Annotated in this window: 13 protein-coding genes; 7 read left to right on the forward strand and 6 right to left on the reverse strand. The window is 37.9% G+C overall.

Annotation, left to right across the window (positions count from 1 at the left end; translation table 11 throughout):
* Positions 1-11 precede the first annotated feature (11 nt).
* The gene (gene panB, locus H0S70_RS11925) at positions 12-827 is read left to right on the forward strand and encodes a 3-methyl-2-oxobutanoate hydroxymethyltransferase (RefSeq protein ID WP_188320957.1); all 816 of its coding nucleotides are present in this window, start codon (positions 12-14) and stop codon (positions 825-827) included.
* A complete protein-coding gene (locus tag H0S70_RS11930) occupies positions 828-1157 on the forward strand; it encodes a hypothetical protein (RefSeq protein WP_188320958.1) in 330 nt (109 codons plus the stop codon). It begins immediately after the preceding gene.
* 3 nt (positions 1158-1160) lie between these two features.
* On the opposite strand, the gene H0S70_RS11935 is transcribed toward H0S70_RS11930, so the two are convergent.
* From H0S70_RS11935 to H0S70_RS11960, 6 genes are all read right to left on the reverse strand, one after another.
* A complete protein-coding gene (locus H0S70_RS11935) occupies positions 1161-1619 on the reverse strand; it encodes a heme-binding domain-containing protein (protein WP_188320959.1) in 459 nt (152 codons plus the stop codon).
* Positions 1619-3307, reverse strand: coding sequence for an Ig-like domain-containing protein (locus H0S70_RS11940; RefSeq protein WP_188320960.1), 1689 nt, complete (start codon positions 3305-3307; stop codon positions 1619-1621). The genes H0S70_RS11935 and H0S70_RS11940 overlap by 1 nt, the downstream gene beginning before the upstream one ends.
* 91 nt (positions 3308-3398) lie before the next feature.
* Positions 3399-4616 carry a serine hydrolase domain-containing protein gene (locus tag H0S70_RS11945; protein WP_188320961.1) on the reverse strand — a complete coding sequence of 406 codons (1218 nt, stop codon included), beginning with the start codon at positions 4614-4616 and terminating at the stop codon, positions 3399-3401.
* An 88-nt stretch (positions 4617-4704) separates the two neighbouring features.
* Positions 4705-5634 (reverse strand): NAD(P)-dependent oxidoreductase, encoded by a 930-nt coding sequence (locus H0S70_RS11950; RefSeq protein WP_188320962.1) that lies wholly within the window; start codon positions 5632-5634, stop codon positions 4705-4707.
* Between the two features lies 1 nt (position 5635).
* Positions 5636-6151 (reverse strand): acyl-CoA thioesterase, encoded by a 516-nt coding sequence (locus H0S70_RS11955; protein ID WP_031501299.1) that lies wholly within the window; start codon positions 6149-6151, stop codon positions 5636-5638.
* Complete coding sequence (locus H0S70_RS11960; protein WP_188320963.1) at positions 6118-6885, reverse strand: HU domain-containing protein; 768 nt, start codon at positions 6883-6885, stop codon at positions 6118-6120. Before H0S70_RS11960 ends, H0S70_RS11955 begins: the two co-directional genes overlap by 34 nt.
* Positions 6886-7185: 300 nt before the next feature.
* Here H0S70_RS11960 and H0S70_RS11965 point away from each other — a divergent pair, with 300 nt between their 5' ends.
* From H0S70_RS11965 to H0S70_RS11985, 5 genes are all read left to right on the forward strand, one after another.
* On the forward strand, positions 7186-7701 hold the full coding sequence (locus tag H0S70_RS11965) for a pyridoxamine 5'-phosphate oxidase family protein (RefSeq protein WP_188320964.1): 516 nt from the start codon (positions 7186-7188) through the stop codon (positions 7699-7701).
* Positions 7701-8684: a catalase family protein gene (locus tag H0S70_RS11970; protein ID WP_188320965.1), complete on the forward strand. Its 984-nt coding sequence runs from the start codon at positions 7701-7703 to the stop codon at positions 8682-8684. Before H0S70_RS11965 ends, H0S70_RS11970 begins: the two co-directional genes overlap by 1 nt.
* A gap of 145 nt (positions 8685-8829) precedes the next feature.
* Entirely contained in the window at positions 8830-9078 is a 249-nt protein-coding gene (locus tag H0S70_RS11975; RefSeq protein ID WP_188320966.1) for a GlsB/YeaQ/YmgE family stress response membrane protein, read from the forward strand.
* Positions 9079-9165: 87 nt separating this feature from the next.
* Positions 9166-10158 carry an SDR family NAD(P)-dependent oxidoreductase gene (locus tag H0S70_RS11980; protein WP_188320967.1) on the forward strand — a complete coding sequence of 331 codons (993 nt, stop codon included), beginning with the start codon at positions 9166-9168 and terminating at the stop codon, positions 10156-10158.
* Positions 10159-10225: 67 nt separating this feature from the next.
* Complete coding sequence (locus H0S70_RS11985; RefSeq protein ID WP_188320968.1) at positions 10226-11233, forward strand: ligase-associated DNA damage response exonuclease; 1008 nt, start codon at positions 10226-10228, stop codon at positions 11231-11233.
* The last annotated feature ends 45 nt before the right edge of the window (positions 11234-11278 follow it).

An 11278-nucleotide genomic window follows, 5' to 3' on the forward strand; every position in this document is an offset into this window, starting at 1 on the left:
TAAAAGAAACCATGTCTGTACATTCAGAAATAAAAAAAATTACCACCGAAACTTTGCGAAAAATGAAATTCGACAAAGAAAAAATCACCATGCTTACTGCTTACGATTATACGACCGCAAAAATGGTAGATGCCGGTGGTGTAGATTCTATCCTGATCGGAGATTCAGCGGCAAACGTGATGGCGGGTTTCGAAACTACTTTGCCGATCACGCTGGATCAATTGATTTATCATACGCAATGCGTGGTTCGTGGCGTGGAAAGAGCACTTATTGTTGCTGATTTACCATTTGGTTCTTACCAAAGCAATTCTGAAAAAGCATTGGAATCTGCTGTGAGAATGATGAAAGAAGGTGGCGCACATGCGGTCAAAATCGAAGGGGGAGTAGAAATTCAAAAATCGATTAAGAAAATAGTGAACGCCGGAATTCCTGTGATGGGACATTTGGGACTGACTCCGCAATCCATCTATCAATTCGGAACCTATAAAGTGAGAGCCAAAGAAGATGCAGAAGCCGAAAAACTGCTTTCTGATGCTAAACTTTTGGAAGATTTAGGATGTTTTGCTTTGGTTTTAGAAAAAATCCCTGCAGAGTTGGCTAAAAAAGTTTCAGAGAGCATCAGCATACCAACGATCGGGATCGGGGCCGGACCAGATTGCGACGGACAAGTGCTTGTGTACCAGGATATGGTGGGAATGAACCAAGGATTTTCACCGAAATTTTTAAGAAGATATCTCGATTTATACGCCGAAATTACAGGAGCTGTTTCACAATATGTAAAAGACGTGAAAGCTGTTGATTTCCCTAACAAAAATGAAAGTTACTAAATGAATACCAATACTCAAACCATACAGGGAATCCTTTCGATTGCCGCATTACTCTGCCTGATTGTAGGATTTTTCAATCTATTTTCCCCAGAAATCAATGATTTGCTTTACAACAAAATCTTTTATGTTTTAATCGGAGCAAGTTTCATTTTTCAAGCTCCAACATTGTTGAATAAAAATTTCATTTATCCAATGTATGCTGCTGCGGCATTGTGTATTATTGGTGCGTTTTTACCTGAAAATTCCCAATTTTCTGCTATTAAAACAATTGGACTTTTCGCGGGTGTGATTATGTCGATTTTTAATAGACCACGACAACTAAGAAAGTAAAAATCAGTACTTTCCTGATTTTAAAATTTCCTCAAAGTAATTTACCAATAGTACCCGCTCTGCTTTGGTGAGATTGGCTTCGGGATGTTGCGCAACGTAGCCCGGGAAAGGCATAGAGTAGTCTTTTACTGCATTTATACTATTTTCCAACATATTACGCTTTAAATCAGAATTGAATTTTCCCCATTCAGAAAAATTCAAATGCTCCCGACCTTCATTGATGTGGTGCTGTACCGACCACGAAATTGGCGCTACATAAGCATATTTTGGATAAACAGTTTCGTTGCTGTGGCAATCGTAACAAGCTTTTTTCAAGATTTGCTGAACGTTTTTGGGCGTATTGAAAACCGTAACGAAATTCTCTTGTTGATTCACAGGTTTTAAAGTTCTGTCCACCGGAATGAACTGGATCACTGCAAAAATAATTAGCGACCAATAAACAATTTTCTTGAAAGTTTTCATTAAGGTTGATTGGAAATTGGAGTGGTAGTGACGGTTTTTTCTGTGGGTTCCTGCGTTGAAATTGTTGGTTTCTCCTCGGTTTTTTTCAAATCCCAAGTCTCTCGAACTTCCCATAATGGACGAATTTCTACCGGTTTTTCAAATACGAAAACATCTTCTGCAAATTCTAATTTCCCGAAATCTGCCGAATCCCAAATTCCGTTTTCGTTATTATCGACCAAAATCCGCAATTTATATTTTCCGGGTTTTAAAGAATTAAATGTCAAAACATTCTCCGTTCCGTATCGGGAATAGGCGACAGTACCGTGTTCGCTAAGGAGTTGAACCCAAAATTTCTGCGACGGAGCATTGGTGATTGTCAACACAAATGTTCCGTAATTTTCCATTTTATCGGATTCAAAATCAAACCGATAAGATTTAGCAATGGTTTCATAAAACGAAGAAATACTTTCTTTCGGAACCGTCAACGAGTATTTTTTTCCTTCTTTAAAACTGGATTTTATGTGAATTTCATAAGGATTGTTGTCGGAAATTTTTGCAGTAAATTCTTGTTGGATGCTATCCGAAGCCAACGTCCATTTTTCAGGTTGAATTCGATCAATAAAATAATTCGAACTGATGACAAAATCCTGATTGGGTGGCAACAAATTTCCTTTTGCATTGCTAATCGACATCTCGTTTTTCGCGTTGTAGCGATAGAAGACAGAAACAGTATCTTGTTTTTTGCCATCGTCGTAGCTGAACTTCAGATTTTCGCTACTTTCAAGTCCGATGTTTTGTTTTTTAGCATCAAACCAAATATTGATTGAGTCCGATTTTGGCGAATGAGTAACTCTGTAATCTTGTAGTTTTTCATTTAATGAAAGTACTTTCACGGTTTCTGGATTGCCTTCGAAAGTCATTAGAATTCCTCCGGCAGTTTCCTTCATTTCGGCATATTTCTGCTCTTTTCGGGATGGAAAAAGATTAATTTTAAGGCCGGAAATGTTTTTATCTAATGTTAGTTTTTCTTTCAAAAATCCGATATTTTCTTTTCCTGGATCATATACCGAATTGGAATTGGCATCGTCGAAAGCAATAATATGGTAATTTCCCGGCGACAGATAATTGAGTTCGAAATATCCATCTGGATCAGCTTTCGTGATGTAATACGGCTTTTGGCGGTAATTCATCGTGTCTTTCTCCTGATAAAGTCCGACTACCAAGTTCGATTCTTCCGATTTTTTTTCTTTATCTTCAATTAAGCTTTTCAGCTCTCCGCTGATGTACAAATCATCAATTTTTTCTCCTGTAGATAATGCAAAATTGTAATATCGAAGCGCATTTCCTTCGTTATTATCAACAATTGCATTCCCGAAGTTGAAATTATAAGTAGTATTTGCTTGCAAAGTATCTTCCCACTTAATCAGCAAATATTTATTGGCTATTCCGGAAGGAATTATTTTGGTCATTTTCTTCAGCGGTGGCGAAATAATCAATTGTTTGTTGATATCTTTCAGCGTGATATATTCATCAAAATCGATGCGCAATTCTTTGATATCTCGCGGAACATTCACACGAGGCGTATCAATATTGGAACTTACGACTTTTGGGGGAATCGAATCTTTTGTGCCTCCGACTGGTGATCCAACACGTGCGCAGGACAGCAAAATAAAATTGAGAATGACAAGAAAACACAATTTCTTCATTGAAATGTTTTGAACAAAATTAAGAAAATTATTCGCTGTACGACTCATTTTTGGTATTTAGCGAATCTGTAGCGTTCGGAATTTTCGCTGCTTACGTGTCAGTCATGATTTTCTGGAACTTTTCTTTCTCCACCGGGAAATTTTCAAACAGGCCGGAAAGCGCCAACGAAGTATAAACCCGATTAGAATATTTGTTTCCGATTGCGATAATGGTAACATTCGACTTCAGCAAATGCGCAAAAACCGAATTGGTTCCATGCCACCAACCGTTATGATAAGTGAGTTTTTCGTTATTGTCGAAAATCTTCATCCGGAAACCGAGTCCGTAGTTATTTACGCCTGGTTTTTCGTTGCTGTGTGGTTCGAAAACCATCTTTTTTAAATCTTCTCTAAGGAAATTTTCAGCGAACAATGCTTTAGAAAAATTCAGCAAATCCCGTGGAGTGGTGTAGACGTTTTTATCACCGTAAATCAAATCGAGGCGGTCGTAAGGATAAACACGTGGACCTCTTTGGTAAAAAGATTTCGCAGATCTTTCCATATCTTTTTCCTGAAGAATGTACGTATTTTTCATCTTCAGCGGTCGGAAAACAATTTGCTGCATCGCTTCGGGAAAAGGAGTTTTGGTAATTTTTTCTATTATTAAAGCCAACAATGCGTAGTTCGTATTGCAATACATAAAACCAGTATTGGTCGGTCTTGCGAGTTCTGGTTGATAACGAATCAGAAGATTCAGCACATCCTGATTGGTGATGTAATTTTTGGTAAGTTCTGCAGGTTGTGGTTGAATTTTTTCAATGAAATGCTCATATTTTGGCAAACCGCTTCTTTGGGAAAGCAAGGTGAAAACCGTAACTTCCGGATAAGGGAATTTCGGAAAGAATTTAGTGAGTGGATCATCCAATTTCAGTTGGCCGGCTTCAACTAATTTCATCGTTGCCATCGCAGTAATCGATTTCGAGATGGAAGCAACGTGAAGCGCAACGGTATCATTAATTGGGACTTGCTGATTGTCTTGTGCAAAACCGCGGTAGCTTTCGTAGAGGATTTGGTCGCCTTTTGCTACTAAAAATCCGCCCCACAAATCGCCTTTTACCCAAACTTTTTGGTAGTAATCATCAATTGCCGAAACTATGGAATCTTTGTTTTTTAGTTTGATGTCTTTATTTTTGAAAACATCATCCAGATCGACGTTTCCGTAATTGGGCAATGTGGTTTTTTGCTGGTTTTCTGCGGGATTTTCTTTTTTGCACGAAATAAGAGAACAACAAAGAATTAAAAGGAAAAATAATCTGCGGGATAACTTCATCTAAAAAATTTTATGAAAAAAAATCTCCGCAAGATAAGGGATTTTGCTAAAATTTTAGAGTTGGAAACTCATAAAGAATTGTTAAGAATTACGGAAATTGGGCAAGTATCTTATCCACAATTATTTGCGCCAACTTTTCTTTGCTTTGTATAGTCCAACCAGCGATATGTGGCGTTACGATGGCGTTTTCCGAATTCAATAGGTATTCTAAATCTTCATTTTTCTCAGTGATATTTTCGAAAGATGGTTTCTCGAATTCCAAAACATCGAGGCAGACGGCTTTTATTTTTCCGGATTTCATCGCTTTTACCAAATCTTTCGTATTCACATTTTCTCCTCTGGCGGTATTGATGAAATAGAAGTTTTTCTTCATTCCGGCAATCATTTTTTCATTAAAAATATATCGCGTTTCGGGAGTAATCGGCAGGTGCAGACTCAAAATATCCGCTTCTTCCTGAAGTTGTTTTAATGAAACTTGAGTTGCAAATTCATCGGAAAGATTGGGCAAAATATCATGGAAAATCACCTTAACTCCAAAACCTGATAGTCTTTTTGCCACGGCTTTTCCCATATTTCCGTACCCGATAATGCCGAAGGTTTTCCCTAGAAGTTCGTCACCGCGGTTTTCTTCACGTTTCCAAATTCCGTTTTTCACTTCGTTGGATGCGATGAAGAGTCGGTTCATCAAAATTAAAAGCATTCCCAAAACGTGTTCCGCTACAGCATCCCGGTTTCCTTCTGGCGAACTGATTAATGATATTCCAGATTTGGTCGCAAATTCACCATCGATGTTTTCCATTCCGGCACCGACTCGGGCAATGAATTTCAGGTTCCTACCGTGTTCCATAAAGTTGCGGTCAATGGAGATTCTGCTGCGGATAATGATGCCCTCGTACGCATCTATTTTTTTTAAAACTTCATCATAAGACGAGCTGAAATCATCATCAATTTCGAAACCTTTGGCAGAAAGTTGTTCGGTAATGAGCGGATGATTTTTATCCAGTTGAAGAATTTTCATTTTATTCTGAAAATAGTTTTTTTAATTCTACGGACTCCGAAGGTTTCATTCTTCCGGAAAGGATTAGTGAAAGTTCTTTTCTTCTCAATGCCGCATCAAATCTAAGTTTCTCTTCTTCGGTTTCCGGCTCGATTTTAGGAATCGGAATCGGACGGTTGAATTCATCTACCGCTACAAATGTATAAATTCCTTCGTTGGTGTGCGTTTTTGTTTGATTAATGGGATCATCCAACCACACATCTACATAAATTTCCATGGATGTAGAAAATGCCCGCGAAACTTTGGATTCCAGCACTACTATTCCGCCTTCCGGAATCGGATGATTAAAGGAAACATGGTTCACAGAAGCCGTTACCACGCGTCTTTCGCAATGTCTTGCCGCCGAAATCGATGCGCAACGATCCATTCTCGCGAGCAGTTCGCCTCCAAAAAGATTTCGGAGTGAGTTGGTTTCGTTGGGCAAAACGATATTTGTCATTACCGTTAATGATTCTGAGGCTTTCTTGATTTTTTCCATTTAGAAGTAGATTTTTTTTTCGAGCTCCACTTTTTTGCTGGAGCGATGGTTGTGGCTGTTGAATCTGTTTTAAGGGAGTCTGTAGCCAATTGCTTGACCACTGCGGAATCCGTTTTTGCTGATGGATTCACAATTTTTTTTGCGATGGGCTTACCGAAGCCATTTCTAAAAGATTTCTGGCCGAAAATTATTTCCGGTTGCGATAAACCGAGGTAAGTAATCACGCCGATTCCCAATAGAACTGGAATGAGCCAGAAAATTGTTTTGCTGAAACGATAGGGTTGTGCAGCGTTTTCTGTGCTTTCAATCGGTTGCGGGTTTTTGATTTGTGAAAGATTGATTTCTTCCAAACCGTAAAAATCCGGCGATAAGTTTACAGTTCTTTCGCCTGTGAAGCGCAGTTTGCTGTCATCAAGAAAGAAAGTTCCTATGTTTTCGATGGCGATTTTACCGTCTTTTTCCAGGGTGGAATTCCAGAAATTAGTGAGTTTTCTTATTTCAATTTCGGCTTCAATTCGGGAAAGATTGTTTTTTTGGATAATAAAATCCGCCAGATTTTCATCTTTTTCAGAAGTTTCTGTGCGAAAGGCAACCTCTTTTCCCGGCGGCAAAATATGAGCATTTTCATTGTCCAATGATGCATTGGTGTCCTTCAGATAGAAAACACCAAAACCCGGAATGTTCACATGACCATGCTTGTTGAGAAACTCGAGAATGAGAACTGGAAAATTCATATTTCGCAAATTTATGTTTTTTGAATGATTTATTCAAAAATAAAAAGATTTGTTGCGAAAAGCAGTCGTCAGCATAACCATTTCCAAGCTTTTGTTTGCTTTTTTGTTGGGTTTGTAGGTGTAAGGAAAGTCTGCTTATCCTACCAAAGCGATTACAATAATTAAGACAATTTATAGCAGGCATTATGGTGGCTCATTTATTTACTGTCAACTTTTTTTCGAATTTGTTTTGATGATTATTTTATTTTTTGAGGCATAATACTTGCAACAGCTTTTGAAACAATCAAAAAACAAAATATTATGGCAAATGCACAATCACCGCACGAAGATCTAAGCGGAAAGACGGCAATTGAAAAAATTAAAGAAATCGCAGAATCTGCAGGTACCTGTTTTTTCTCAACAAATGTAAACAACGAGACAAAAAGTAGACCCATGGCTCTGCAGGAAGTGGATGAACAGGGCAATCTTTGGTTTTTGAGCGATGTAAATAGTGATAAGAATCAAGATATCAAAAATGATTCTCATGTTGAACTTTATTTCATGAATAACTCAAAATACGAATACATTTTTATTAAGGGCAAAGCGAGTATTTCTCAGGATAAAGCACTTATTGAAAAGTATTGGACGAATTTTGCCAACGCATGGTTCGATGGAAAAGACGATCCCAATATAAGCGTAATTAAAGTTTCGCCGAACGATGGTTATTATTACGAAACTAAGGAAAATAAACTCATCGCAATGTCTAAGATGATTTTTGCGGCAGTTACGGGAAGTTCTATTGAAGATGGAGGTGTGGAAGGTAAACTAGATGTTTAGTGAAAACTTCGTTACCATACCATCCTAAATACAATCAACTTTCGGCGGAAGAGGAGGCTCTATTAAGTGAAGCTTTGTCTTCCGTCGAGTTTTTTGTTAAAAAATCGAAGAGAATAAGCGACGTGGATTACGCCACCCGAGACGCCCATGCAAAGTCTTATGCCTACATTAAGGCAGTTTTTGAGCCGTCCCATGATGAATCTGTTAAAGAATTTTTTCCTCAGGATTTGTACGAGTCGTTAGTCCGTTTATCGCATGCAAATCTTAAGATATCAAAATCGGATAAGCAACTTCCCGTCTTTGGCTTTGCATTGAAAATTTATAGAGCCGAATCGAAGGAAGTCAATTATCCGTTGGTTAATTTCCCCGTATTTCCTACAGATTCAGTCAAAGGATTTTTGAAGTTATTTATAAAAATCAATCAGTTTTTCACGAGTTCATTTTTACTAAAGCCGTTTAAAGTATTAGGAATTATTTCAGCAGTATCACCCATGTTTTTGGAAATGTTAAATCTCTCATTTTTCAAAGCGGTAAAAACTTGGGTTAAAAATTTTCACCATTTCATTTTAGCTAGAAGTTATTATTCGGTTGGAGTGTATCGATTAGGAAATAAGATGATTAAATTGAAATTGGTTCCTAAACTTTTCGATCCCGAATTTAAAGTAAGTGAGTCCATTCATGAAAATGTGAAAGCATATCTTCATCAAGAAAAATTGCAGTACGATATCTTTTATCAGCTAGCTTATAACGAAAAAGATCAACCCATAAATACTTTGACAAGAGACTGGAAGAATACTGAATTCAAACATTTTGGAACATTAACTTGTTTGCAGGTTTTAGAAGAGAATGGTTTGGATTTGGAAAGACTATCATTCAATCCTTTTATAAATATGGAAGCGCTTCAACCGGTTGGTAAAATTCAACATCTCAGAAAGTCGGTTTACGAGAAATCAGAAAAAATTCGAAATAACTTAAATAGATAATAAGTGGTTTATTTTCAGATAGATGAAATTAAAAATTTAAATAAATTTTTTCCTTAGAGCCTAAGAATAAAGGTTTTTTGGCATCGCGTTTGTAAGTTTTTTAATAACTAATACTTTATTCATTAACATTAAAAAACCACATATTATGGGAATTCTTACATGGATTATTTTCGGACTTATCGCAGGAGCAATTGCTAAGGCTATTCACCCAGGAGCGGATCCTGGAGATTGGATTGTAACCATCCTAATCGGTATTATTGGTGCTGTTGTAGGAGGTTGGTTAGGTTCTATGATTTTTGGAGTAGACGTGACCGGTTTCAATATTTCAAGTTTTTTAGTAGCAATAGGTGGCGCAGTTATTTGTCTTGCGATTTATAGAATGGTCGCTAAATAAGCTTATCAGATCAATATTCTGATTCATAAAAGCCTCAGATATCTGTGGCTTTTTTTACTAAAATTTTTTTAAACAAAATTCAATATCATGAAAAATACATCAGAAGTAGACTTAAGTTTAATTAATAAAACTGCGGTAATCACGGGCGCATCTAGCGGTGTCGGTCTTGCCACGGCACACTTATTCGCAAAAAATGGCTATCAAATTGTGCTTGCTGCCAGAGGTGAGGAAGGTTTGCAAAAAGCTACCGACCAATGCCGAAATCTTGGTGCGACGGCATTTTACAAAGCAACCGATATGGGTTCTGCTGAGGACGTGAAATCTTTGGTTGATTATACGTTGGAAAAGTTCGGAAGAATAGATGTTTGGGTAAATAATGCCGGCGTTATGGCAAGCGGAAAATTTGAGGAAATCCCGATGTATATTAACGAACAAGTGATAAGAACCAACTTGATGGGGTATATGCATGGCGCGTACTACGTCTTACCTGTTTTCAAAGAGCAAAATCAAGGAATACTTATCAATAATGTATCGATTGGTGGTTTTATGCCGGCGCCCTTCAGTTCGGTTTATTCGGCGACAAAAACAGGGATTAAAGGCATGATGAGTGGTCTGCAAAGTGAGTACAGTACGTATCCTCAAATTCATATTTGCAATCTGTATCCACAAGTTCAGCGTTCCACAGGAAATATGCATTCGGCAAAATATTCGGGTTTGGATTTTAAAATTCCACCTTTCGCGGCCGATCCAAAAGATACCGCAAAGGCAATTTTTAATCTTGTGAAAAATCCGAAAAAAGATAAATTCCCAGATGTAACTTCATACCTAATTAAATTTGCACACGATTTATTCCCACATGGCGTAACCAATTTGGCAACTGGCGGACTGCGAATGATGATGAAAATGAATAAAAACAATGCCGATGACAGCGGAAATATTTTAGAGCCATCACAATATCCACACCGAATTTATGGTGAAACCAGTTTGCCTGTGCCTTCAAAAACAACGAAAAAAGTGTTGGCTGCCTCATTATTGTTAGGCGCTGGATTAATTTATTTCAATCAGAAAAAGAAAAAATAAAATCACCGATTTAGAATTAATTGAGGATCAAATTTTCCTAATTTTTTTCAAGTCTTGAATCAGAACAATGTTGCTTAAATTCACATCCAAAGGCATTTATTGCGTTCCGGGTAAATTTTATATTGACCCGTGGCGACCTGTGGATTTAGCGGTCATCACGCACGGACACGCAGATCATGCCCGAGGTGGAATGAAAAAATACCTGTGTCATCAATTTACAAAACCGATTCTCTATTCCAGAATTGGTCGCAATATTGAATGCCAAGGCGTGGATTATGGCGAGGTCCTAAATATCAACGGCGTCAAAGTTTCCCTTCATCCTGCAGGACACATCATTGGCTCAGCGCAAATCCGAATGGAGTATAAAGGTTACGTGGCAGTGATTTCGGGAGATTATAAAATTCAGGATGATGGTTTATCAACCCCATTTGAGTCGGTAAAATGCCACGAATTTGTTTCGGAAAGTACTTTCGGACTTCCCGTTTACAACTGGCTTTCTGTGGAGGATCAGGAAAAACAAATGCGAAATTGGGTAGAACAAAATCGAGCCAATGGTAAAACTTCCGTATTCATCGGTTATTCTTTGGGAAAATCGCAACGCATCATGAAAGCTTTGGAAGGTATGGGTGAGCTTAATGTTCATTACTCTATTGCAAAACTGAATGAAGCTTACCAAAGTGTTGGCGTTCATCTTCCCGGCTATAATGTGGTGGATTTGCGCGAAGAGAAAAAACATCTCAATGGTAAAATTGTGATTCTTCCGCCTGCTTTGGTGGATAATCCAGCGATGAAGAAAATTCCGAATATGGCTTATGCAATTTGTTCAGGTTGGATGCAGATTCGTGGGGCAAGGCGTTGGCGAAGTGCCGATGCGGGTTTTGCAATGAGTGATCACGCCGATTGGCAGGGTTTAATTGAAGCTATTAAAGCCACCGAATCCGAAAAAGTACACATCACACACGGTCAAACAGCTGTTTTCTCAAAATATTTGAATGAAATTGGAATTAATGCCGACGAAATTAAAACAGAGTTTGGTGACGATGAAGAGAAAACCGACATCGATGAAAGTATTTAGAACTAGCTATTTAATTATATGAAAAACTCATCAGTTCGAATGGAA

Origin of the sequence: Chryseobacterium manosquense (assembly GCF_014623485.1) — a bacterium.
GTDB classification, from domain to species: domain Bacteria; phylum Bacteroidota; class Bacteroidia; order Flavobacteriales; family Weeksellaceae; genus Kaistella; species Kaistella haifensis.

What these genes read in the sequence shown, in the direction of transcription:
- H0S70_RS11960 (WP_188320963.1), bottom strand. Translation starts at nt 6,885, where the DNA reads ATGAATTTTCCAGTTCTCATTCTCGAGTTTCTCAACAAGCATGGTCAT.
- H0S70_RS11940 (WP_188320960.1), bottom strand. Translation starts at nt 3,307, where the DNA reads ATGAAGAAATTGTGTTTTCTTGTCATTCTCAATTTTATTTTGCTGTCC.
- H0S70_RS11975 (WP_188320966.1), top strand. Translation starts at nt 8,830, where the DNA reads ATGGGAATTCTTACATGGATTATTTTCGGACTTATCGCAGGAGCAATT.
- H0S70_RS11980 (WP_188320967.1), top strand. Translation starts at nt 9,166, where the DNA reads ATGAAAAATACATCAGAAGTAGACTTAAGTTTAATTAATAAAACTGCG.
- H0S70_RS11930 (WP_188320958.1), top strand. Translation starts at nt 828, where the DNA reads ATGAATACCAATACTCAAACCATACAGGGAATCCTTTCGATTGCCGCA.
- H0S70_RS11965 (WP_188320964.1), top strand. Translation starts at nt 7,186, where the DNA reads ATGGCAAATGCACAATCACCGCACGAAGATCTAAGCGGAAAGACGGCA.
- H0S70_RS11935 (WP_188320959.1), bottom strand. Translation starts at nt 1,619, where the DNA reads ATGAAAACTTTCAAGAAAATTGTTTATTGGTCGCTAATTATTTTTGCA.
- H0S70_RS11950 (WP_188320962.1), bottom strand. Translation starts at nt 5,634, where the DNA reads ATGAAAATTCTTCAACTGGATAAAAATCATCCGCTCATTACCGAACAA.
- H0S70_RS11945 (WP_188320961.1), bottom strand. Translation starts at nt 4,616, where the DNA reads ATGAAGTTATCCCGCAGATTATTTTTCCTTTTAATTCTTTGTTGTTCT.
- panB (WP_188320957.1), top strand. Translation starts at nt 12, where the DNA reads ATGTCTGTACATTCAGAAATAAAAAAAATTACCACCGAAACTTTGCGA.
- H0S70_RS11955 (WP_031501299.1), bottom strand. Translation starts at nt 6,151, where the DNA reads ATGGAAAAAATCAAGAAAGCCTCAGAATCATTAACGGTAATGACAAAT.
- H0S70_RS11985 (WP_188320968.1), top strand. Translation starts at nt 10,226, where the DNA reads ATGTTGCTTAAATTCACATCCAAAGGCATTTATTGCGTTCCGGGTAAA.